The sequence below is a fragment of the Eudoraea sp. genome, from assembly GCF_039969275.1.
GTDB lineage: Bacteria > Bacteroidota > Bacteroidia > Flavobacteriales > Flavobacteriaceae > Eudoraea.
This window is the reverse complement of record NZ_JBDVOC010000003.1, coordinates 608,551-633,989: the sequence shown is the minus strand read 5'-3', so window position 1 is coordinate 633,989 and position 25,439 is coordinate 608,551. Positions and strand designations below refer to the sequence as shown.

Here is a 25,439-nt window from a genome sequence, read left to right as displayed (position 1 = left end):
ACCTCACTTAAAAAATTAACAAAACTGTTTAACTTTTTAAAACGGGAAGTACAATCGAAAATCACAAAAAGGCCTTACTTTTGCATCCGGAATTCAAATTTATCTCTCTGGAATGAAAGAGCTGTTCAAGAAGTTTTTCTTTTCTACCCGTTTAATGGCGGTTCTTTTTATTGTTTTTGCTACGGCCATGGCATTTGGTACTTTTATAGAGAGCTGGTATAGCACCGAAACTGCAAGAATCTGGATCTATAATTCAACCTGGTTTGAGTTGATCATGGTCTTCTTTGTGATCAATTTTATAGGTAATATTTTTCGCTATCGTCTGTTGCGGAAGGAAAAATGGCCCGTTTTGACACTCCATATCTCATGGATTCTTATTATTGTGGGGGCTTTTGTTACCAGATATATAAGTTTTGAAGGGATGATGCCGATAAGGGAGGGTCGAACAGAAAATGTTTTCTATTCCGATAAAACCTTTCTAACTGTATTTATTGATGGAGAAATAGATGGGGAGCCTAAACGAAAAATCCTTGAAGACGACCTTATTGTAACTCCTGAAGCTATAAAATCTAATTTACCCTGGACATCAGATTTTAATGGACAAGAAGTATCTATTGCTTATGATAGTTTTATTGAAGGAGCCAAAAATGACTTAATTCCGGATGATAAAGGAAATTTCTATTTAAAAATAGTGGAAGCCGGTGATGGCAACAGGCATGAACATTATCTTGAAAATGGGGAAATAGCCAATATCCACAATGTTCTCTTTTCACTAAATAAGGAGACAGATGGTGCTGTAAATATAATTACCACGGATAGTATTTATCAAATTAAAGCTCCTTTCGAAGGAAGCTTTATGAGAATGGCAGATCAGTTTCAGGGCAGGGTCCTTAAAGACAGTTTGCAGGAACTTCAGTTGCGTTCGCTTTATAATCTGGGAGGGATGCGGTTTGTTATACCCGATCCTCTCATTCAGGGATCATATGGGGTTGTAAGAGTGCCGGAAAATGAAATTACACCAGCCACCCAGGACGCTTTGGTTCTTAAAATAAGCAGTAATGGTGAAACGGTTACGAAAAAGTTATTGGGAGGCAAGGGTTCCGGCAATTATTCAGATAAGTTCAAAGTAGGAGGTCTGGATTTTAGCCTTCGATATGGATCAAAAGTTTATCAATTGCCTTTTAGTATTAAACTGAACGATTTTATTGCCGAGAAATACCCCGGCACAGAAAAAAGCTACGCCTCCTTTATGAGTAAAGTTACCGTGGAGGACGAGCGGCCATTTGATTATGATATTTTCATGAATCATATCCTTGACCATAAAGGATACCGGTTTTTTCAGGCAAGTTTTGACCCCGATGAGAGGGGAACCGTTCTTTCAGTTAATCATGATTTTTGGGGCACCTGGATTACCTATATCGGGTACTTTTTATTATATATTGGCTTAATGGGGATCATGTTCTTTGGTAAAACCCGTTTTAAGGAGTTGACTCAAGGGTTAGATAAATTAAAGAAGAAAAAGGCCGTGGTTTCCGCAATTATGCTTTTAGGCGCTTTAAGCCTCAATGCTCAGGTAAAAACTGAAAACAGGGATCACAATCACCAAAATACTCCAAGTCAGCAGCAACTAGATTCCCTATTAGAAGCTTCTACCGTTATTAAGGAGCATGCCGCGAAATTTGGGGAATTGGTCATACAGGACGGCGGAGGAAGAATGAAACCTCTAAATACGTTTTCTTCAGAGTTACTTCGCAAATTAAGTTTTAAGGATACCTATAAAGATATGAATGCCGATCAGGTGTTTTTATCCATGATGCTAAATCCGGCGTTATGGTATAATACAGAATTTATAGCCCTCGACAAAAAAGGACAAAATGATAGTCTCCGTGGTATAATAGGAGTAGAAGGGCCTCAGAGATACGTAAAGGCTACGGATTTTTTTGACTCCAAAGGAGCATATAAGCTGGCACCTTATTTACAAGATGCTTATGCCACAAGCACTCCGGATAAATTTCAACAGGATTATAAAGATGTTGATTTACGCCTTGGTCTGTTAAACAGGGCACTTAGTGGGGAAATCATTAAAATATTCCCTTTATTAAATGATGAGAACAACAAATGGGTCTCAGCTGTTGAATACAGATCCGGTCAATACAAAGTATCTGACTCACTATATGCGAATTTCATCAAAAATGCTGTCCCATATTATTTGCACTCCCTACAAAGGGCAATTGTAAATAACGACTATTCTGAAGCAGATAAACTATTGGCTGCATTTCATCAGAATCAGGAAAACCATGGTAGTGAGGTGCTTCCCGCAAAGAACAGGGTTAAAGCTGAAATCATTTATAACAAGCTCGATATTTTTAATCGCCTTTATAAATACTATGCACTGGTAGGTATCCTTATGTTCTTTGTACTTGTCTTTACAATTTTTAAGGAAAGAAGGATATGGAAAATAGCTACGTACTTCTTTAAGGGAATAATTTATATATTTTTTATCTGGCATACCTCCGGATTAATTATGCGCTGGTATATATCCGGGCATGCTCCGTGGAGTGATGCTTATGAAAGCATCCTTTATGTATCCTGGGCTACAATGGGCATGGGATTATTACTGGGTAGAAAAAGCAATATGACCATTGCAGCATCCGCATTTGTTACTGCCATGTTATTGTGGATCGCTCACCAAAGCTGGGTAGATCCTTCTATAGCAAATCTTGTCCCTGTTTTAGACAGTTACTGGCTAATGATCCACGTTGCTGTTATTGTCGGTAGTTATGGGCCGCTTACCGTTGGGATGATTCTTGGTATTGTTTCACTTTTGTTAATTATTCTTACAAATTCAAAGAACAAGGAACGGATGGAATTAAACCTGAAGGAACTCACAATAATTAATGAACTTTCCATAACCGTTGGACTCATTATGCTTACCATAGGAAACTTTCTCGGGGGGCAATGGGCCAATGAAAGCTGGGGGCGCTATTGGGGTTGGGATCCTAAAGAAACCTGGGCTCTTATTTCAATAATGGTATATGCCTTTGTAATACACACCAGACTGGTACCAGGATTACGTGGAAGATGGACTTTTAATTTTCTAACTATCCTTGCTTTTGGAAGTATAATGATGACCTATTTTGGAGTAAACTTTTATTTGGTTGGGCTCCATAGTTATGCCAGTGGAACGCAGGTAATTACGCCAGTATTTGTCTGGTATACTTTGTTTGGGGTATTGCTTTTAGGCGGAATTAGTTATTGGCGATACAAAATGAATTACGTTAAATAACTTTTATATGGTTCCATGAATTCCTTTCAATGCAGGAGGCTATAATGCTATAGGAAATACAGATTAACCTCATTGAAATAGCTTCTAGGATTTATTTTTTTTAATACTTTTTTTTAATTACTTCATTAAGTTTTGTGCTATGTCCAAGTTAAAGATCAAATGGAATTCAGATAAGATCGTGGGTCTCTCAGCAATGAGTATAAGTGTTTTGACCCTTATAATTTTTATCTATCAGACCAACTTAATGAGCAAGCAGAATTATCTGTCTATTTTGCCCTATCTGCAAATATCCACCTCAAATGATAAAGCTGAAAACACTTTTTCATTGGATATTAAAAATCACGGTGTGGGCCCGGCTATTATTGAATCTGTTATTATTTATTATAAGGGTGAGAAACACGATCTTAGGGAATACGACAATTATTTGTATAATTTTCTTAGATCTGAAGTGCCGGTTTTAGATAGTATTAAATTCTTTTCTTCCTCCACCATAGATAAGGGAATTGCCATTCCGGCTAATTCCAATTACAATGTTTTCAAAATACTGGATTCTGAAAAGGATTATGATTTACTTACCAGTTCTCTGGAGAACCTATTAAAGAAGGGAATGTATTATGAAATAACCTATCGTTCTATTCAAGACGAACGTTGGATTATTCACAGTAATTCTGAAGGCCCCCAAAAGTTAGATTAAATATTTATTTCCCTTCCAGGCCCATCGCATATGGCTGGTAGTTAAGTTACTGCATGCCATTGAAATCATTTTTCTACTTCGAAAAATAATCGCATCTTTGTTTCATCATGAAGTACTAGAAATTATGTCAGCAATAGATGTCATCGGAGCGTTTACCGAAAAATAATCTCCCGTCCGGGAAGATTAAAAGACATCCTTTTCTTCTTTAATATAATTTCTATAAAATGACACATCAGAATAAAATTACATTCAATAAACTTTTCAGGTATTTTATTATAGCCATTACCGGTAAGGAAACCGAATTCACTACGGGAAGTATCCGCAAGGCAGTTTTTATGCTTTCCATACCCATGATCCTGGAGATGATGATGGAATCCATTTTTGCTATTGTGGATATAGCTTATGTATCCAGGGTAAGTGTAAATGCTGTAGCCACAATAGGCCTCACTGAATCTGTTATAACCTTGGTATATGCAATTGCCATAGGCCTTAGTATGGCTGCAACTGCGGTCGTAGCCAGAAGAATAGGTGAGAAAGACCTTAAAGGTGCCAGGCAAGCCGCTATGCAGGCAATATTGCTTGGGATAGCCGTAGCTTTTTCTATAGGTATAATTGGGTTTCTTTATTCAAAGGAAATATTGGCGCTTATGGGTGGAGAGCCCAACTTAATCGCCGAGGGCTATGGTTATACCAAATTGCTTATAGGTGGTAATATCACTATAGTTTTACTTTTTTTAATCAACGCAATATTCAGAGGGGCAGGGGATGCCTCTGTGGCAATGTGGACCTTGGTGCTGTCAAACGGACTTAATATAATCCTGGATCCTATTTTTATTTTTGGCTGGGGCCCAATTCCGGAATTTGGTGTTATGGGAGCCGCGATAGCCACAAATATTGGTAGAGGTACTGCCGTAATTTTCCAGTTGGGGATCTTATTTTTTGGCTGGAGCAGAATTAAATTAGCAGTTGGTGATATCGTATTAAGAACAGGAGTAATGCTAAACCTTATCAAGGTTTCTTTGGGAGGTATCGCTCAATTTTTAATAGGTACTTCAAGCTGGGTCTTTTTAATGCGGTTAATGTCGGAATTTGGAAGTGAGGTCCTTGCCGGTTATACTATTGCCATTAGAGTTATGATGTTCACTTTCATGCCCGCCTGGGGTATGAGTAACGCAGCGGCCACATTAGTTGGCCAGAATCTGGGTGCCAAGCAGCCGGAAAGAGCGGAGAAGTCGGTTTGGATTACAGGAAAATATAATGCCTTTTTTATGTTGGCAGTTTCATTGATCTATCTCTTTTTTGCTCCTGAAATAATAGGCCTTTTTACTAATGTTACCAGCGTTGTTGAGAATGGGGCACTTTGTTTACAGGTTGTTGCCGCGGGTTATATTTTTTACGCTTATGGGATGGTTGTCTCCCAGGCTTTTAATGGGGCAGGAGATACAAAAACCCCAACGAAGATCAACCTTATTGCCTTTTGGGCCTTTCAATTGCCCTTTGCATACCTCGCAGCAATTACTTTTGAATTGGGTGCTCTGGGAGTTTTTATGGCCATAACACTAGCTGAGGTAATGCTCTCGGTAATCGCGATCATCTGGTTTAGAAAAGGCTATTGGAAAAAAGTTCAGGTATAGGCTATTTTTGTAACTTTAGGCATTAATAAAATTAGCATGAAAGATAACAATAAGGGGATTAACACAATTTGCACCCATGCTGGTGAATTAAAGGATAACGAGTACAAAGGAGCAGTTTCCCCCTTGTATATGAGTACCTCATATGCCTTTGAAGATGTGGATATAAAAAGGTATCCAAGGTATTTCAACACCCCTAACCAACAGGCCTTGTCACAAAAAATAGCAGCTTTGGAGCATGCTGAGGACGCAATGATATTTGGAAGTGGAATGGCCGCTACTAGTACCGCGCTTCTGGCCTTTTTGAAGGCTGGTGATCATGTGGTACTACAAAACTTGTTGTATGGAGGCACACAGAATTTGGTTACCAAACAATTTGAAAATTTTGGGATATCATACTCATTTACAGATGGCTTGAAACCGTCAGATTTTGAAGCAAAAATCAAGAAAAATACAAAGGTTATTTATATTGAAACACCATCAAATCCTTTATTGACCATCACAGATCTCGCAGCAGTCGCAAACCTTGCGAAAAAGCACAACTTAGTCTCCATGATCGATAATACTTTTGCCAGCCCGGTAAATCAAAATCCAATTGATTTTGGTATTGATGTGATTATTCATAGTGCTACAAAGTATATGGGAGGACATTCAGATATTTGTGCCGGTGCTGTTGCTTCATCTAAAGTAAATATGGAACGTATTTTCCAATTAGCTATAAATCTTGGAGGTAGTCTTAGCGATTACACGGTATGGTTGTTGGAGCGCAGTATAAAGACCATGGGTATTCGAGTTAAAAGTCAAAATGAAAATGCAATGAGGCTTGCGGAGTATTTGGATGGAAATGTGAATATTAAGCATGTTAATTATCCCGGTCTTACTTCTCATCCTGATCATGCACTGGCTAAATCACAAATGCATGGATTTGGTGGGATGCTTTCCTTTGAACTTAAAGAGTCAATTGATGCTACTGAATTTCGAAAGGCACTTAAACTTATTAAATCTTCCATGAGTTTAGCAGGCGTAGAAAGTACCATGCTATCACCAACTCAGACCTCACATGCACTGCTGTCGGAAGAAGATCGGATTAAGCAGGGAATTGCCGATGGATTAATTCGATTTTCCATAGGTATAGAAGAAGCGGAAGATCTAATAGCGGATATTGATCAGGCTCTGGCACAGGTAAAAGCGAAACAACCTGCTTTAAATAACCAATAAATTACCAGATAAATAGCAAATGAAGTTAGACATTTTAGTTTTTGGAGCCCATCCTGATGATGCGGAATTAGGAGCCGGAGCAACTATAGCGAAAGCAACCGCAAATGGTAAAAAAGTAGGGATCGTTGATTTGACCAGGGGTGAATTGGGTACCCGGGGAACTGCTCAAATCAGGGATAAGGAGGCTGAAAACGCAGCGAAAATATTGGGGATAGCAGTAAGGGAGAACTTAGAATTTGCCGATGGTTTTTTTACTAATAATAAAGACCATCAACTGGCCGTAATACAATTAGTGCGAAAATACCAACCAGACATCGTATTGTGTAATGCAGTAGAAGACAGGCATATAGATCATGCCAAAGGAAGTAAATTGGTTAGTGACGCTTGTTTTCTTAGCGGACTGGTGAAAATAGACACCAAATTACCAGGTGATGACGAATGGCAGTTACCATGGCGGCCAAGACAAGTTTATCACTATATTCAATGGAAAAACCTGGAACCTGATTTGGTTGTTGATGTATCTGGCTTTATTGAACTAAAAATGAAAGCTATTTCTGCTTATGCCTCACAATTTTATGATCCTGACAGCAAGGAACCCAATACACCAATTAGCAGTAAAAACTTTACAGATAGTATTGCTTATAGGGCAAGGGACTTAGGGCGCTTGGTTGGTGTTGAGTACGGAGAAGGTTTTACTGCGGAACGTCATATAGGCGTTAAAAACCTCTGGGATATTTTTTAAACTGCTTTACTATAGCTTTTCTCTCTTTTGGGAAGAGTGAAAAAGAAACAACTACCTTTGCGTAGGGCACTTTCCACCCAAATGCTACCGCCATTCTTCTCTACCATTTCCTTACAGAGAGACAGTCCAAGACCTGTTCCTTTTTCGTTATCAGTACCATAGGTAGTGATATTTGAATTCTTTACAAATAAATTCTTTACGGTGATCTTGTCCATTCCAACACCTGTATCTTTAATTGAAACTTCCCATAAATTATCGCGTTCACGTGCTGATATGGTAATCATCCCATTTTGTGGGGTAAATTTTAAAGCATTGCTGATAAGATTCCTCACAACAATATCAATTTGATTACTATCAGACCATGTAAGTGTATTTTCTGTAAGCTCGCTTACAATTTTTATGGACTTCTTTTTAGCAATTTCAGATAGTAACTTAATATTTTCAGAAACCAATGATTCCAGAGCCATAAGAGAAGGCTTGGTTACTGCACCATTCATCTGGGTATGCCCCCAGCTAAGTAAATTATTTAAGGTAAATGAAACATGATCAACGTCTTCTCGTAATTTAGGAACAAACTCTAAAAATTCGTCAGCCTCCATATCGCCGTCAGAATAAAGCCTTAACAGTTCTTGCAAAGCGCCTACCGGACCTCGAAGATCATGTCCTATTATAGAGAAGAGTTTAGTTTTTGTTTCATTACTTTCCTGCAACTCAGATTCTCGTTTTTCCAGAATTTCTTTTTTTGCCTCTAGCTCTTTATTAAGTCGTTTTTGAATTACCTCGGCACGATATACCAAAAGAGTAATTATTATAGATACTACTAATATGGCCAGGGCAGCAATGATATACCTCTGTTGCTCAGCTAATGCTTTTTCATTTTCTTCTATCAGCATTTGTTTCTGCTGGTCATATTCCGTTTTTGTTTTGAGCATGGTTAAACTCTTCTTATTTTCATTTCTGGATAAAGAATCAGAAAGTTTTTGATAGAGTTCGTGAAAGCTTAAAGCCCGAGAGAAGTTCTTTTTATTTTTATTTATTCTATAAAGGGTATAAGCACATTTTTGATTCCCTTCCATGAACTGTATTCTGTCGGATATTTCATAGGCCTGATGTGCAAAATTCTCAGAAAGGATATCCTTACCCTGCCCTAAATATGCCTCAGCCATTCCATTAAAGAGATCAATTTTACCGCGATCATCATCAAGGCCTCTATGTAGCATTTCACTTTGGTTATACCAATAAAGGGCCCATTTATATTTATTTTCTTTTAAATAGATCTTGCCTTTAATTTCGTAGGTATATGCCAGCCAATCTATTATTTTGTGCTTTTCAAAAATGGTAACACTTTTATTTATATTAAACATGGCATAATCTAATTTACCCATATCTGCATAGGTTGAAGCAAGGTTACTTAAGGTCTCTGCAATGATTATCTCATCGCCTATCTGCCCGTTAAGTTTTTTTACCTTTTTGTAAAAATCAAGCGATTGTTGATAATCTTTTTGTGAGGCATATAAGTTGGCGATGTTTTCATTCATAATGGATAACATCTTAATATTACCAATTTCTTCTGCAATTTCAATGGCTTCCAGATATCCTGTTAACGCGTGGGCATAATCTCCTTTATAAGCATTTTCGCCCGCCAGATTATTCATAATGCGTAAACTCAGATCTTTGTTTCCAAGTTCTATAGCTATGTCAAGACCAGCCGTATAATTAGAAATTGCCGTTTCTGAATCACCTTTGTCAGAGTAGTAATCCCCCAGGCGCAGTCTGGATCTGCTTTCACCTTCTTTGTAACCAGAATCTATACTTAGTTGGAGTGTTTCATTAGAGAGTAATAAAAGGCTGTCTGCATTATAGTACCTGAGTTGGTACCCTAAATTGCTCAAAAGGTCAATATAAAGAGTGTCTTTCGGAGAAAAGTTTTTTTGGGATCTAATTTCCCGGATACTGTCTTCATATTTTTTTTGAATTTTCTGCTGCGCATTAGTATTTGCAATGCTGCATATAATAAGTATAATTATTGCAGCATACCTGAAGACGTCTGTACAATGTGTCCGGATGTAGGTCAAAATTAAGGGCATAGGTTTCTAACCAATTCTAAAAATAAAATTACACCCCAAATACACAATGGTCTAATTTATGTTGTGAAACGCCATTTTTTGTGTGTTTTAACGTCTATTTAGTGTATTTCATCCATGAAAATTAGAATATTATATAATTTGTGATGATTTAATTGATAGTTCTTACACTGTTTATCGTTGTTTACCATTCCAAAAATTTCAGGAGTTTAGTTTGAAACAATGGGTAAAAAAAATTACCTTTGCCAGCGCTTGCAAATGGTGGTTGTAGCTCAGCTGGTTAGAGCGCTGGATTGTGGTTCCAGAGGTCGCCGGTTCGAACCCGGTCTTCCACCCTTATTAATTTTCTAAAGCCCTGTCATAAATGATAGGGCTTATTGTTTAAGTTACTTTTTATAAGCTTAGGGTTTGGTAAAGAATCAATTATTCTTACCTAATTTTAACCTTTACTTGGAAGGAGTGATATCTACCTCAATACGCGCTTCCCTGTTCGCAATTTCCCAGGCAGTATAGAAGATTAATCGTGCACGGTCTTCCAGCAAATCATAATTTATTTTATTCGGGGTGTCCCCGGGCCTGTGATAATCTTCATGTGTGCCACTAAAATAAAAAATGACAGGAATATTATTTTTCACAAAATTATAATGGTCGCTCCTGTAATAAAAACGATTTGGATCATTTTCATCGTTATAGGTATAATCTAATGTAAGTTGTGAATATTTGTCATTAACCTCTTCCGAGAGGTCATGAAGTTCCGTACTTAACTTATCAGAACCAATAAGATAAACGTAATTTCCGTTGCCCTTATGTTTAGGGTCGACGCGCCCTATCATATCTATGTTAAGGTTGGCAACAGTTTGAGACAAAGGAAACACGGGGTCATTATCTGTATAGTACTTTGATCCAAGCAATCCTTTTTCTTCACCTGTAACATGCAGGAAGACTATAGATCTTTTTGGTCCGTTACCGCTATCTGCTGCCTGTTTAAAAGCTTCGGCCATTTCAAGCATGGCAACCGTTCCGGAACCATCATCATCTGCACCATTATTAATATCACCATTGGCATTTACCCCTATATGATCTAAATGAGATGATATGACTACGAACTCATCAGGCTTTTCAAAACCACGAATAACTGCCACAATATTTTCAGACGATACGGCCTCGTTGTTACTTTTAATTTTAAGAGATACGGGCTGTGAAATTATTTTGGTAGCCTGCTCATGCTTAATAGCAGGGAATAACTTGTTAATCATGGTTTCACTAAGAAGAACTAATGCGGCATTGTATTCTTCTAGCTTAATTTCCATTTTCATTTTATCACTCCCTTTCAAATGGTCATAATATCTCTTATAGCGACCGTAATTGCCAGGATCATAATATAATACCCCTTTAACTCCTTTACTTCTGGCTAAATTTAATCTGGCTGCGGGAGCATCAGACTTACTACTCCAAACAGATTTTTTAGAACTTCCTGAAATCAAATAAGTGCCATCTTTTTTTACGGGCTCCCCGGACTTAATTAATATAAGTTTCCCAGATACATCCAATCCTTCATAATCTGAGTAGCCTTCATCTTCTATCCCGTAGCCTGCATAAATAATTTCGCTGAAATCTCCTTCAATAGGTGTAAATGTTAAAAAGTCGGTTCCTAACTCATATTCAGTGGCTCCAGCCATTATGGAACCAACCGGCAATTTTGGGAATTCCAATGGTACTTCCTGAAAATAATTACCATCTTCTTTTGCCGCAGGGACTTCCATTGCCTCATAATTAGATTTTAGATAATCTACAGCTTTTTTTTGTCCCGGTTTCCCGGTTTCCCTGCCCTCAAATTCATCTGAAGCGTAGATATACAAATGTTCTTTTAACTCTTTTTCAGTAATCGTTACTGCATAAACACGGGGATCTGCAGATACGCTTGTAGTATCAGTATCAGCTAGTTCTGCAACTGTTTTCTGGGACGAGTTACAGGCAAATAAAAGTCCAATGAGAATGAATGATAATTTTTCCATAGAATTATTTTGCTAAACTTTAGAAAATTCCCCAAAAATAGTGAAAAGAAAATGAAATAATAATTTGTAATAATTAAACTCATAAAATGGTTTTCTATACCAGAATTACTATTTCAACCTTTATCAAAATAAGCAAAAATACACAGCAATTATTGAGCTTTCTGCTGTCATTTAAAAAAAATTATTAATACTTTTAAGCTATAAAAATTTACACTAAAATTTCAACTAACAATAAAAAATTCAGTTATGAAATTACCTCAATCCAAATATTTATTTGTTATAAGCTCTTTTTTATTAGGAGCTATATTTAGTACTTATTCCCAGGAACAGTCTCTTGGAGCTATGGTTTCAAATAAAGTAGGCTTATACGTTTTTCCTGCCAAAGACCAGAGTGCTGAGCAGCAAGCAGAGGATGAGTCGTATTGCTATAAATGGGGTGTTCAGCAAAGTGGCATAGATCCGTTAAATCCTCCACAAGTACAAGCACAACAAGTGGAAACTGGACCGGATGGTGCTGCCGTTGGCGGGGCAGCCCGGGGAGCATTGGCAGGTGTAGCCATTGGGGCAATTGCTGGTGATGCAGGGAAAGGAGCCGCTATAGGTGCTGCTTCTGGTGCTATGGCAGGACACAGAAGAAGTAGGGTTGGGCGATCACAACAACAACAGGCGAACAACCAGGCGGCAGACCAGGCTGAAGTTGATATGATGAATAGCTTTAAAAAAGCCTACAGTGCATGCCTGCAGGGTAAAGGGTATTCTGTTAATTAATAACTAATTCTATAAAATTCTAATTCTAATACTATGAAGATCACTTCCTTTAAAAATTACTTCAGTACTCTGTTCATGTTTGTATTTCTGTCTAATGCTTTTGGACAGACTATGGATGAGAATTTGAATTTATTGTTAGTACGAGAAGACAAAGTTTCTCCATCCATGTCAGTGGATTATGAAATGTCTTTGACAGACCTAAAGAATTTTCTAACGGAAAATAACGTTCAGAATTTCAATTATTTCACCCATCTGCAAGACGATTACAGGTTTACACATATTGTGCCAATTGATGATATGGATAATCTGCGCGATGGAACCCGGGAGGCCCTAAAGAATAAAATCAATAAACCAGAATTAGATATAATCCTGGATTATTTTGATCTTTCTGTTGAATCTTATTATCAATATATTATACAATACCAACCCAATTTATCATATGTTAGCACTGTTGAAAACTGGCAAGAAAATAACCCATATAGAAAGTGGAACTTCTATTATTTCTATCCTGGTAATGAAAAAGAAGCGGAGGAGCTGTTGGCTGCCTATAAATACTTGTATGGAAAGAAAAAAGTGTCAATGGGTTTTAGGATCTTTACAGGCTTGATTGGTACTTCAAAACCATTGTATATATTAACCACCTGGGGTGAATCTCCTATAGATTATCATGAAAATCTGGAGAAAGCTTCTAAGCTTTTAGGCGAGGAAGGGGCTATTTTATGGACTAAATTGATGGCGCTAGTCAGAGAAACAAAAACAGTTGAAGGCTGGTTTTTGCCACAGTATTCTTACGCTCCGGGAATGAAGATGGCTGAATAAACAGACCATTATTTTGTGTTAACAGATATTTTATGCATATAGTAAAGGCCCAATGGTATTTATAGAATACCATTGGGCCTTTACATTTGTTATATTCATGCTTATTCCACTTTCCAAAATAAATGGCTGGAAATAATGATAAAGTTCTATTTAGGTGGTTGCACCGGATATTTTTTCATTAATTTTTTCACTCCTTTAGGAATAGTTTTTACCCTCTTTTTGGGATTTTCATTTATGGTCTTGGTGGAGATGCCTTGCCATATTAATTTTTTAGATTCCCCATCATAGACGCTAACGACAAAAGTACCAACCTCATAATCATTTTCAGAATAAGTGGTGGTGGAAGATCCCATGCCCATACCGCCATATCCCATACCATAGCCATAGCCCCATCTACCGCCATATCCCATGCCACCGTTGTAATTGGTGTATGCCGTTGCACTTGTTTTTTGATCTATAACAAGATATAAGGTTACAGCTAATTCACCCCCTTCTTTAGCAAAAGTGAGATTTCTCATTTCAAATTCCTTACCAAAACTCTCCAGGATACGATTTTTATCCAGATCGTTGATCAGTTGGTCGCTATTATCCTGCCAACCTAAAAAACTAATTGTTTTAAACTTGGTAAAATCTACTGTTTTGTCATAATCGCTGTGAACTTGTGCAAAAAATTGAACAGAAGTTAACAAGGTAATGACAAAAACAAAAAATGTTTTATTGAATTTTTTCATAGTAATTAGGTTTTAAAAAAGTTAATACCTCTTTGAATTTTTTAATAATTTATCCTTAAGGTTACGATCTTCAGATATTACTAACAAATATAAGACATCTTCACTTAAAATATAGGCTATTTATAAGCAAGACTTTTTTTTCAGGTATGATCTCCTCATAACCTTCAAAAGTATACTAAGGGTATCATTCTGGAAGTACCAGAGCGGATTAAGGAATTGCAATATTAGCGGAATGACAGGCCATCAAATAAATAACCAGCCAAGGTCATAAATAAGAAAAATCCAGGTTTAGAATAATATATAATCATTAGCTAATTGTCTGTTGTTTTGGGTTTGAATCTTTCTTTTTGTCTGTCCTGATTCATTTCAAAGAGATGAACATCCATTTGAGGAAAGGCAAATTCGATATTAGCTTTTTTGAATCGCTCGGCTATATCTGCTAAGAGCGTACTTTGTAGGGATAACCCACTAGTTGCATCTTTGGCTAAAACTCTTAATTCAAAATTAAGGGAACTTTCATCAAATTTTCTAAGTAAAACCGTTGGTTCACTATTCTTAACCAATTCATCACTGGCTTTTCCTGCCTCCTTCAACGTTTTAAAAACCAATGCAATGTCAGAACCATATACTACGCTAATAGGTAAAATTACTTTCCTTATTTTATTTGTTAAGGTCCAATTGGTTACATTTTTAAGAATAAGTTCAGAATTAGGCACAATAAGATCACCCTTTTCATAGGTAATTAAGCGTGTTGATCTTAGACCAATTTCCTTTACCGTTGACCAGGGCACTCCCGGAGCTTCAATGCTATCGCCCTCCCTGATAGGCCTTTCAAAGAGTAAAACAAGCCCACTTACAAAGTTGTTAACAAGCCCCTGAAGGCCAAAACCAATTCCAACTCCAAGCGCACTCAAAGCAATTGTAAAATTGGTAAGGTCAAAACCCAAAACAGAAATGGCTACCACGAACCCTACGAATATGATAAAATAATGAAAGAGCTGGGCTATAGAAAGCCTGGTCCCTTTGTCAAATTTATCATTGTCCATGGTCTCATTCATAATAAACCTGCTAAAAAGTGAAGATATAATGTATGAACCATAAAGAACACAGATGGCGATAAGAATCAGTTGGAGCGTTATTTCACTATCTCCTATCTTAAAGCCCATAGCCATAAGTCCCTCATCTGCTTCCTGAAGATTACTATAAACTCCCCAGATTACTAGTAATTCTGGAAGTATAATAAATACTACGGCAAGAATATTTATAAATGTTGTTAACCGAGCTACACTTTTAGAGATGTCTTCAGGCGACAAATGGTTTTGTTTGGCGTTAAAATTTAGAAGTAGCCATTCTAATCCACCTCGAATTACGAAGATATAAACCACAAATAGGACAATTATAATTACCGTTCTAATAAAAGCATCGAATAAAAACATTGCCAATGCTTCTTTTCCTATTATTTCTGCCAGAAATGCTATACTAAAAAAAACAGCACCTGAATAAAGCAGGAAAATCCAATATTTATGATCATTTTCGGCCTTACTTATTTTAATCCACCGGACCGCCAGGAATATTAGTAAGAAGGAACTTAAGGTTATGTAAAGTCTAAAAAATGGTATAGGGAAATCAATCGCAAAAAGGAAATTATTAAGTAGTACTAATACCGCAAAGAAATATACGGCTTCTTTCTTCCATGACGTCAGACGGTCTTTCAAGATATAACAAAATGTGATCCCAATTATTACGCTAATTAACAGCTCATGAGCAGGCGATAAATTTTCATATTTAAATAGTATAAATACTGTGGTTAAGCTTATAAATAATGCTGAGGACAAAGCTTTATTTGAAAGGAATTTGTATCGTATATTGTTTTCGATGGCTTCGTTGAATTTCTTCATGGTTAAAAAAACCAATAGGAATAGTAATATTCCCAAAATGAGTTCCCAGAACTTTGGATTCGGATATGAATGGCTCCTTGATAACATTTTAACATATCCGGTCTTGGATTTATCCCATAGTTCCTGGGTAAATTGATCCCTGTATTTTGAAGAAAATATCGGGGCGGATTCATCCAGTAAAACCTGCTCCTTCTCTATTTCTTCAATAGAATCAATCTCATCTAAGAGAATATCAATTTTTGGTTGAATTTTATAACCATTTTCTTGAATCCCCAGTAACTTATCCAATTTGGGGACAAGACTACTTAGTGCCATATCAATATTTTTCTGTGTCTTTCTAAATATTGATTTAATTTGGTTGGGTGGGTTTTTTGTCACTAAAGTGTCTTTCCATAATGACCAATTTTCCTCTTCTTCCAGCCATATTTTCCTTTGATTCTCAATTTTTGCAATCTCTTTTGATAGAGGGATATTGGCATCTGTAAAATTTTGAGCTACTGTCCGCAACTCTATTTTCAATGACTTGAGTTCATTAAAACCTGCCCAGCCTGAAGACTTTATTTTAATTAGAGCTAATTCCAGAGTATCTAATTCTTCTTTAATAGTTTTAAATGAACTAACTAATGCATCTTCATTTATGGTATCATTCAAAATTTTTTGAGTACGCGCTAATTTCACTTCAATTTCTGAAGCCAGTGGTATTATTTCTGAGAATTCCGGGATGAAGATAACAGGGGCTTTTTCTTGATTTTCTACACCAGCTGATTTAGTAGTTTCCTGGCCATAGGTCTGATGAAAAAAACCTGCTAAAATAAGCAAGAATGTAATTATCATTTTCTTAGTATCCGGAAAAGAAAATAAATTTTTTGGGATTATACCTTTTGACTTCATAATTTCTTTATTGGGAATAATGGCTAATTTACGATTTTATTCGAATGACTATCTTTTGACTTAAAGAGCAATTAAAGTTGATCTTTCTTTATCGTAATCGTGTTTATTAGTGTTAAAATTTAATATAATTACGTAATTTTCAAAATTGAATTAATGTTTCTATCTTCTTATGAATTTAGAATTCTTATTTGTTATAATGACAAAATATTTTACCTCTTCTGAAAGTGATCCTTCAATCCGTTTCCTGCTTTCTTCTTTACTTCTTACTATATTATTGACCGCCTGTAACGGTATTGAAAAGGAGGCTTATGTAAAGGTAGCGGATTCCTATCACGAAGCCTCTTTTGTTGGCTCAGCATCGTGTATAGAATGCCACAAACAGGAGTATGACTTATGGCAGAATTCACATCATGACCAGGCAATGAAAATTGCAGATTCTACTACAATTTTGGCCAACTTTGATAATACGACCTTTACACATAAAGGTGTTAAAAGTTCCTTTTTTAAAAAAGGAGGCGACTACTACGTAAATACACAAGCTAAAGACGGAAACTATTCAGATTACAAAATTGTGTATACTTTTGGCTATACGCCATTACAACAATATATTGTTCAGTTTCCAAATGGGAAATATAATTGTCTGCTAACTGCCTGGGATACTGTAGAGGAAAAATGGTTTCATCTACAGCCTGATTTAGACTTGGAAGTAGATGAATGGATTAACTGGACGGGCGGCAGTCAACGCTGGAATACCATGTGTGCGGATTGTCATTCTACCAATCTTCAAAAAAATTACGACGAGTCTGCAGGGGTATTTAATACTACGTTTAGTGAAATAAATGTGGCATGTGAAGCTTGTCATGGACCTTCCAGTGCGCATGTCTCTTATTTTAAAGAGCAGGAGGAGAATGAGGAGAATGGCGTGCTCCCCCCGGAAATGTATATGGGCAGTTCAGTCCCTCCCAAGGAGCTTGTAGATAAATGTGCCAGATGTCATTCCAGAAGGAGTAACCTAACCCCTTATTTTGATTACACAGGAAATTTCATGGATCACTATTTTCCAAGAATGTTAGAAGATCCTTTATATGAATTGGATGGACAAATACGGGATGAAGTTTATGTGTATACTTCCTTTATTCAAAGCAAAATGTACGGGCTTGGGGTATCCTGTAAGGATTGTCATGATGTACATTCCCTTAAACTGAAAAAACAGGGTAACGACCTGTGTTTAACTTGTCATGTTCCGGATAAATACGATACACCCGATCACCATTACCATGCAATGAACACTGAAGCAGCGCTATGTATTAATTGCCATATGGACGGTAAATTGTATATGGTGAATGATTACAGAAGAGATCATAGTTTTAGAATACCAAGACCAGATCAATCTGTAAAATACAGTACACCAAATGCCTGTAATAAGTGTCATACGGATAAATCTGCTAAATGGGCAAGCGACTTTATAGTTGATAAATACGGCCCGGAGAGAGCTGACCATTTTTCTGATCATTTATTAAAAGGGTATACTGAAGACAATCAGGAATTCAAAAAGGTTTTTTCGAGTAAAAAATACCCTGAGATAGCCCGTGCAACGGCAATAGGCCTATATGCTAATTCTCCTATTTCATATGAAGAAATACTGGATTTAACGAGGTATTTAAATGATTCATCAGTTTTTGTAAGAAATCAAACTGTACGTGCTTTTGAAAGAATTGGAAGCGCCGACTTTTCGCAGCAGATTGTTCCTTTGTTAAAGGACTCTGTGCGTGCAGTTCGTATTTCAGCTGCGCACTATTTTAATGTTATTGATAAAAAAAGTGTGGAACTATCAGAAGACTTTAAAAAAGCTAATGAAGAATATTTAACGGAGCTTGAAGTGAATTCAGATTTACCTGGTGGCTTGCACCAACTAGGGGTGTACTATCAAAGTATTGGAGATATAGACAATGCAATTAAATACTACGGTAAAGCCGTAGAGGAAGACAGCTATTATAATAGGTCACGTATGAATCTGGCATTATTATATTATCAGAAGGGATTAGTTGAGGAAAGTGAAACAATTTATTTAAAGATAATTGAACAAGAACCTGATTATGGTTATACCTATTATATGTTAGGACTATTGTACCATGAAACTAACAGAGCGAATAAAGCTTTAGAGTATTTGGCTATGGCCTGTTCCAAAGAACCACCAAATGCAAATGCTTATTACAACTACGCCCTTATGCTTCAACAAAATAATAAGAAGAAAGATGCTGATGATATAATTGAAACCGCGTTAAAAACTTTCCCTTATGATGAAAGAATACTTTATATTAAACTTCTGGGTGAAATTAATTCAAATCAGCTAAACAGCGCTAAGAATACGTGTCGTCAGTTACTTCAAATCAATCCAAATAATAATAATTATTTGCAAATATTTCAAAGGTTGCAGCAAGGTAATTTATAAGATCTGTAAATATTTAACTGAAGATTTTAGCTGTTTTCTTTTTTGAGGTCCTGCATTTTATTCCAACCCTTTTTTATAAATCCTGTAGGGGCAATTATAACTTATTTTTATTCTTTCTAAATGAATATTATCGTAACTTTCTAAGGCATAATTAGATTGAAAGTTTAATAAATTCATTTGTAGTTGTATGGAAGATAAAAACCAAGGATCGGAATCTAAACCGACAAAGGGTATTACAAGGCGGAGCTTTATCAGAGGTGCCGGATTATCTACAGCAAGCAGTGTCTTTTTAACTTCAAATGCCCTTGCGTTTGAATATAAGGAACACTATGTTGCTGGCAAAGAATACGGACCTGAAGCGATTACCATAAATATGAAGGTAAATGGTATTATGAAGTCATTAAGTGTGGAACCGAGAACAACATTGGCTTCAGCTTTAAGAGACCATTTGGAGCTTACAGGAACAAAGGTCGTTTGTGATCGGGGCTCCTGTTCAGCATGCACCGTTTATTTGGATGGGCAACCTGTGAATTCCTGTATGATGTCAGCTTTTGATGTTGGCGATAAGGAAGTCACCACGATTGAAGGTATTGCTAAAAATGGTGAATTGCATCCTGTGCAACAAGCGTTCATTGAGCATGATGCTTCGCAGTGTGGCTACTGTACACCGGGGATGGTAATGTCTTGTGTGCATCTGGTAGAAAACAACGCAAATCCTGATTTGGAAGATGTAAAAAATGCCACGCGCGGCAACCTTTGTCGTTGTGGTACTTACCCTCATGTCTTTAAGGCTACTTTGGCAGCAGCAAAAAAAACAATTTAAAATGGATACTAGAAAAGAAAAATTCCCATATGGTATTCCAGGGCATAATTTAAGCGAAATAGAAAGGGACATACCTATTGAAGAACCGCCAGTATGGCCGGTTAACGATGAATTAAAAGTAATTGGAAAAAGGGTAACAAGAATCGATGCCCTCGAAAAAGTGACTGGTAAAGCAAAATATACCTCTGACATTAAATTGCCAGGGATGCTCTATGCAAAAATGTTGCGTTCTAATGTGCCACATGCAGTTATCACATCTATCGATATTTCCAAAGCAGAAAGCCTGCCAGGAGTACATGCAATTCACCTTATAGAGAATGCCCAGAAAGAGGGGGAAGAAAATAATAATGGTAAATATCCGATGGTAAAATATGCGGGGCAACCTCTGGGAGGTGTCGCTGCCGAAAGCCTGGAGATAGCCAAAGATGCTATCTCATTGATTAAGGTGAACTATGAGGAGAAACCCTTTGTCATAGATATCGAAGCTGCCATGGAACTCAATGCACCGATTGTATTTGATGTGCCAGTTACACAACAGGAAGATGGTGGAGATGTAGGTGAAACGCATGATGGGAGCAAAGGGGAAGGTAATGTTAGAGGGCCGTCTACCAGTAGTTTTTTTGGTGGACCCAGAGGTGATATGGAAGCGGGTTTCAAGGAAGCGGATGTTGTTGTAGAAAGGACATATCGGACACAGGTGCATACACACATGCCCCTGGAGACCCATGGCGTGGTGGTGGACTGGAATGCTGACTATATGATGGTTTATGCATCCACACAAAATACCAATGCGGTTAGAAATGAAATGGCGAGTGTCTTCAATTTACCAAAAAGTAAAGTAAGGGTATTCTGTGATTTTATGGGCGGCGGATTTGGCGCAAAACACAGTGCCGGAAGCTTTGGGCCCATGGCTGCAAATCTTGCCAAAAAAACGGGAAGACCGGTCTGGTTAATGTTAGACCGACAAGAAGAGCACATTGCTGAAGGTAACCGACCTAATTCTATTCAATCTCTGAAAATAGGAGCCAGGAAAGATGGTGCTTTGACTGCCATTCAGCAACGTTCCCATGGGACAGCGGGTGTAAACCTGGGCGCCGGAGTGGGCCGGATTGCACAAATCTTGTATTCCTGTCCAAATTTTGCGACCGAACAATATGATGTATTGACCAATGCAGGACCAGGAGCTGCCTGGCGTGCACCGGGTAATGTTCAAGGCGCATTTGGGCTCGAACAGGCTATAGATGAATTGGCGGAAAAGCTGGAAATAGATCCATTGAAATACAGAGACATTATTGATAAAAGTGAAGTGAGAAAAGTAGAACGCCAGCGTGGAGCAAAACTTTTCAAATGGTCTCGTCGCCAACCTGCAGGTAGTGGCAAAGGAGTGATTAAGAAGGGGCTGGGTGTTGGGCAATCTACATGGCCGCGATTTGTAACACTCGATTCTACGGTTGAAGTTAAAATCCATAACGACGGCGGTATTGAGATACGTTCTAGCGTTCAGGATATAGGAACAGGGACTAAAACCATTCTTGCCCAGGTAGTTGCCGAGGAATTAGGCCTTCCGGTGGCAGCTATTACAGTCAACATTGGCGACACTTTTTTCCCTGTTGGCCCGGGTTCCGGGGGAAGTGTAGTAACCGGTTCCATTACCCCTCCAGCTCGTAATGCTACTTATGAAGCCAAAAAAGCGCTTTTGAAACTGGTTGCCAAAAAATGGGAAACCGATTCTTCGGAATTGTTTATTGAGAACGGCCAGGTAGGCAGTAAAAAGGATGCCAGCCTGAAAATGCCTTTCAAAGAGGCAACCAAATTAATGCGCACAAGCCAGATCAGTAAAATAGCCAGTCGATCTAATGATTATGGTGGTTTTCAACAACCATGGGGTTTAGCCTATGGGGATTTGGGGTCTGTGCAGTTTGCAGAGGTCAGTGTTAATACCGATACGGGCTTTGTCAGGGTAGATAAGATAGTAGCTGCGCATAGTTGCGGTAGACCACTTAATATAGGTCAATTGGAAAGTCAAATCAATGGTGGAGTTATCCAGGGGGTATCCTACGCTCTATATGAAAATAGAGTTATGGACAATGGAACCGGTCATATGATGAATGCCAATGTGGATCAATACAAGGTGCCATTTTCTATGGAAATCCCGGAAATTGAAACCTTAATTGTAGAAGAATATGCAGCACGTTCCTCTACGGATGCATATGGCATTGGAGAACCTGCGAATATAGCTACGGCTGCCGCAATTGCAAATGCCGTTTATAACGCGATTGGAGTGAGGATTTATGAAATACCTATTACTCCTTCAAGTATTCTTAAAGCATTAAATAAAGTCTCTTAAATACAAAGACATGAACAAATTTAGTTGGTACGAAGCCAAATCCCTTGAAGATGCCCTTCAGCAGGTGAATTCAACAGTATCCGAACAGCTATATGAGCATTCAGATAAAGCATCGGTATTCAAATCCGGTGGAGTTGATGTGTTTGACCTGGTAAAGGAAGGCTTACTTAAACCTCAAAAAATTATCAATATCCGGAACATTCCCGGTCTTGATAAAATTGGTTATGACCCTAAAAAAGGACTGAGCATAGGATCTAATGTTACTCTGGCCGAAATAGCTTCCAATCCGGATATAAAAACGCACTACCTGGCTCTGCATCAGGCAGTAAACCATGCTGCAACCCCCCAATTGCGAAATATGTCGACATTGGGAGGCAATATAGCACAGCGTAACCGCTGCTGGTATTTTCGTTCTGCTGATCATGATTGCTTTCGCAAAGGAGGTGATCGTTGTTTTGCACGCCATTCTGAAACAGGGGAAAATGAAAATCACGCTATTATCGATAATGGATCTTGTGTTAGTGTTCATGCCTCCTCTATAGCGACTGCGCTAATGGCTTTTAACGCTAGTGTCATAATTGTCAATGAAGAAGGGAAAAAGAAAGAAGTGCACATGGACGATTTCTTTGTTACCGCAGGAAAGGATATTGCTATGGAAAACGTCCTTCAGGCAAAGGAAATTATAACGGAAATTACTCTTCCAGCACCTTCTAAAAACACCAAAAGCGCTTATATTAAACAAGTAGCCCGTGAATCGTATGATTGGTCTTTGGGAGATGTAGCTGTAGTTCTCGAGGTTTCAGGGGATACGTGTCGTTCAGCGAGTATTGTATTAGGTGCTGCGGCTCCTGTGCCGTACCGGTCTATGGAGGCACAACAGGCAATTGAAAAGAAGACCATTAATGGCGAAAATGCATTGGCAGCGGCAGAAGCAGCAATGTCAAAGGCGCGCCCCTTGGCAAAAAATGGATACAAAGTCCCTTTATTTATAACTGCAATTAAGCAAGCAATTTTAGAAATTTCTTAGTATGGACAATAGTAAACCAAGCAATATGAGCATTTGCAAATTCCTTCGCGCCAGAAATCCGTACGGAATGATGGAAGGCGGGGATAATCCCTGGTACTTATTGGATGATGCCAACACTATTTGCTGGTGCATCAATTCTGCAGGAGCTGTGGGCCCGGATAATGGTTTAGTAGCACCCATGCAATGTACGAAAGGGCGGAGTTGTTTTGTTTCTCAGCATGCTGACAAAATGTGATAATGCCCTTTATACAGTGTTGTAGCCAGTTTTTTGATATCTAATCAAAGATAGAACTATTATTGATTACTACATGTAAAGCTAGACACATCTCTTGTGTCACCTTTTCCATCATAGGTTGAAATTGAAGGATAAGGACACAGAAGTCTGGACCCGGATGGTCTCATGTCATCGCCAATGTAATATACGGTGATTTGATCCGGGTTTTGATCTTTATCCACCCAATTATCAATTTCCTCAAGCCAATTTACCCATGATGGACCTTCTCCACCAAAACAGTGCAATACTCCTGGCATCATAAATAGTTTAACATCTTCAGTTGCGCTATTGTCATAATCAATTACACCTTCATAATATCCAATAGTTGCAAGGGCACTAATTGCCGCATCTGACCAACCTGAAAACATGAGCAGTTTTCCTCCATTTTTTCTAAATGCAGATAGATCTGGGTTTGTTGCATTTAAAGTTTCCCCTGCCAGTTTTGCATCTTCTCTAAAATTATCAAAGTTATAATCCTTGTAGGTCCAGGCTGAATCATGGAAAATAAAGTATCTCATTATACCATTTCCAAACGCATAATGTGCATTGGGGGTAATAGGTGCTTTTATTGATTCATCAAAATCGAGTCCACCTTGGAACTCACCAATGTTCTCCAGATATTTTAATCCACCAGTGAGCCATCTCGACCATCCACCTTCTTCTGTTTCTCCACCAAGTGGAAATCCATAGTAGAGCTTACCATCTTTACCTTTAGGTCCGTCATAAATGATTTTGACAGCCCTTATTTCCTCTGCAGTCAAACACCCTTCATTCTTCTTTCCCTCACATAAAAGTGAATTAATATCAAATAAACATGTCCTGGGATCGCTCAAAATACCATCTTTGATACCATCAAGTTCATCACACTGTTCAAGGTAGGTTGATTCAATCAATTTAAGTTCTTTAGAATTAACTAGCGGCTCATCAATATATTCAGGATCTGGATACATTGCCTGCATAATCTGCATGGTTCCAGCGCCAAGACCAGTTGTCCAGTTGTATGCCGGAGCTCCAGAAACTATCCCATCAAAATCGTTGGGATACCGTTGAGCTTCCATTAAGGCCTGTCCACCACCTCTGGAACAACCCACAAAATAACTATTGCTAATCTCTTGATTATAATATCCTTGTATTAAAGCCTTTGCTGTAACTGCAGTACGATGAACGGCCAAATGCCCAAAGTTTACAATTCTTTCCATGTTGTTAAGTCCCCAACTCGCGTCAAGAGGATGTCCTTCATGTCCGGTATCAGTTCCAACAGTTGCATAACCTGCTTCTAAAGCTCCGTAAGATAATGCTGTGTTCACAACAGAGCCCACAAATCCGCCACCACCCCCCATAACAAATTTGCCATTCCATTTTTCAGGTAAGAGTAACTCAAACTTGATCTCCTTTCCAATTACACCTACGATCTTGCAGTGAGGGGCATAATCCAGTTCCTGGGTTATTTTGGTAATGGTTACATCTGGAAGTTCAGGAATTGAAGCCACATCACAGATAGCCTGTCCTCTTGATTTAGTCTTATCTGAATCGGAGTTACAACTTATCAATATAATTGACATGAATAAAGAAAAAATCACAGCTCCGAATTTGTTTGTTATGGTCATATATTCATTTTTAATTAGCTAAAACGGTTAGTATAAGAATAGTAAGGGGTTAAAATATACTTGCTTTTGGGTTTTGTAGTTTTTGATTAATATGCACCAATTTTGGGTTGAGCACTTGACCCTTATTATTTT

General features: G+C 37.9%; 17 protein-coding genes and 1 tRNA gene. 13 read left to right on the top strand and 5 right to left on the bottom strand.

Going from position 1 to position 25,439, the window contains the following annotated elements; translation table 11 throughout:
* Positions 1-112 precede the first annotated feature (112 nt).
* The 5 genes from ccsA (at position 113) to bshB1 (ending at position 7,571) form a co-directional block, all read left to right on the top strand.
* Positions 113-3,286: a cytochrome c biogenesis protein CcsA gene (ccsA, locus tag ABJH90_RS03700; protein ID WP_348142638.1), complete on the top strand. Its 3,174-nt coding sequence runs from the start codon at positions 113-115 to the stop codon at positions 3,284-3,286.
* A 139-nt stretch (positions 3,287-3,425) separates the two neighbouring features.
* A complete protein-coding gene (locus tag ABJH90_RS03695) occupies positions 3,426-3,980 on the top strand; it encodes a hypothetical protein (RefSeq protein WP_348142635.1) in 555 nt (184 codons plus the stop codon).
* A 224-nt stretch (positions 3,981-4,204) separates the two neighbouring features.
* Positions 4,205-5,614, top strand: coding sequence for an MATE family efflux transporter (locus tag ABJH90_RS03690; protein WP_348142632.1), 1,410 nt, complete (start codon positions 4,205-4,207; stop codon positions 5,612-5,614).
* Between the two features lie 36 nt (positions 5,615-5,650).
* Positions 5,651-6,829, top strand: coding sequence for an aminotransferase class I/II-fold pyridoxal phosphate-dependent enzyme (locus ABJH90_RS03685; protein WP_348142629.1), 1,179 nt, complete (start codon positions 5,651-5,653; stop codon positions 6,827-6,829).
* Positions 6,830-6,848: 19 nt separating this feature from the next.
* Positions 6,849-7,571 (top strand): bacillithiol biosynthesis deacetylase BshB1, encoded by a 723-nt coding sequence (bshB1, locus tag ABJH90_RS03680; protein WP_348142626.1) that lies wholly within the window; start codon positions 6,849-6,851, stop codon positions 7,569-7,571.
* Here bshB1 and ABJH90_RS03675 read toward each other — a convergent pair.
* Complete coding sequence (locus ABJH90_RS03675) at positions 7,568-9,658, bottom strand: tetratricopeptide repeat-containing sensor histidine kinase (RefSeq protein ID WP_348142623.1); 2,091 nt, start codon at positions 9,656-9,658, stop codon at positions 7,568-7,570. The two genes, bshB1 and ABJH90_RS03675, sit on opposite strands and share 4 nt — an antisense overlap.
* A 257-nt stretch (positions 9,659-9,915) precedes the next feature.
* Here ABJH90_RS03675 and ABJH90_RS03670 point away from each other — a divergent pair.
* Positions 9,916-9,991 (top strand) — tRNA-His (locus ABJH90_RS03670).
* Between the two features lie 110 nt (positions 9,992-10,101).
* On the opposite strand, the gene ABJH90_RS03665 is transcribed toward ABJH90_RS03670, so the two are convergent.
* Positions 10,102-11,670, bottom strand: coding sequence for a M28 family peptidase (locus tag ABJH90_RS03665; protein WP_348142620.1), 1,569 nt, complete (start codon positions 11,668-11,670; stop codon positions 10,102-10,104).
* A 246-nt stretch (positions 11,671-11,916) separates the two neighbouring features.
* Between ABJH90_RS03665 and ABJH90_RS03660 the strand changes: the two genes are divergently transcribed.
* Together ABJH90_RS03660 and ABJH90_RS03655 are read left to right on the top strand one after the other, a co-directional pair.
* Entirely contained in the window at positions 11,917-12,438 is a 522-nt protein-coding gene (locus tag ABJH90_RS03660) for a glycine zipper family protein (protein WP_348142617.1), read from the top strand.
* Positions 12,439-12,471: 33 nt separating this feature from the next.
* Positions 12,472-13,257, top strand: coding sequence for a hypothetical protein (locus ABJH90_RS03655; RefSeq protein ID WP_348142614.1), 786 nt, complete (start codon positions 12,472-12,474; stop codon positions 13,255-13,257).
* Positions 13,258-13,403: 146 nt separating this feature from the next.
* Here the strand turns inward: ABJH90_RS03655 and ABJH90_RS03650 are convergent, their stop codons facing one another.
* Together ABJH90_RS03650 and ABJH90_RS03645 are read right to left on the bottom strand one after the other, a co-directional pair.
* The gene (locus ABJH90_RS03650) at positions 13,404-13,988 is read right to left on the bottom strand and encodes a DUF4136 domain-containing protein (protein ID WP_348142611.1); all 585 of its coding nucleotides are present in this window, start codon (positions 13,986-13,988) and stop codon (positions 13,404-13,406) included.
* 311 nt (positions 13,989-14,299) lie between these two features.
* Positions 14,300-16,777, bottom strand: a complete 2,478-nt coding sequence (locus ABJH90_RS03645; protein WP_348142608.1) for a mechanosensitive ion channel domain-containing protein — start codon at positions 16,775-16,777, stop codon at positions 14,300-14,302.
* A 196-nt stretch (positions 16,778-16,973) separates the two neighbouring features.
* On the opposite strand from ABJH90_RS03645, the gene ABJH90_RS03640 reads away from it, so the two are divergent.
* The 5 genes from ABJH90_RS03640 (at position 16,974) to ABJH90_RS03620 (ending at position 23,661) form a co-directional block, all read left to right on the top strand.
* On the top strand, positions 16,974-19,229 hold the full coding sequence (locus ABJH90_RS03640; protein ID WP_348142605.1) for a multiheme c-type cytochrome: 2,256 nt from the start codon (positions 16,974-16,976) through the stop codon (positions 19,227-19,229).
* Between the two features lie 187 nt (positions 19,230-19,416).
* Complete coding sequence (locus tag ABJH90_RS03635; RefSeq protein ID WP_348142602.1) at positions 19,417-20,052, top strand: (2Fe-2S)-binding protein; 636 nt, start codon at positions 19,417-19,419, stop codon at positions 20,050-20,052.
* A gap of 1 nt (position 20,053) precedes the next feature.
* Positions 20,054-22,399, top strand: a complete 2,346-nt coding sequence (locus tag ABJH90_RS03630; RefSeq protein ID WP_348142599.1) for a xanthine dehydrogenase family protein molybdopterin-binding subunit — start codon at positions 20,054-20,056, stop codon at positions 22,397-22,399.
* Positions 22,400-22,409: 10 nt separating this feature from the next.
* Entirely contained in the window at positions 22,410-23,426 is a 1,017-nt protein-coding gene (locus ABJH90_RS03625; RefSeq protein WP_348142596.1) for an FAD binding domain-containing protein, read from the top strand.
* A gap of 25 nt (positions 23,427-23,451) precedes the next feature.
* Positions 23,452-23,661 (top strand): hypothetical protein, encoded by a 210-nt coding sequence (locus ABJH90_RS03620; protein WP_348142593.1) that lies wholly within the window; start codon positions 23,452-23,454, stop codon positions 23,659-23,661.
* Between the two features lie 59 nt (positions 23,662-23,720).
* Here the strand turns inward: ABJH90_RS03620 and ABJH90_RS03615 are convergent, their stop codons facing one another.
* Complete coding sequence (locus tag ABJH90_RS03615) at positions 23,721-25,307, bottom strand: tannase/feruloyl esterase family alpha/beta hydrolase (RefSeq protein ID WP_348142590.1); 1,587 nt, start codon at positions 25,305-25,307, stop codon at positions 23,721-23,723.
* Positions 25,308-25,439: the final 132 nt, after the last annotated feature.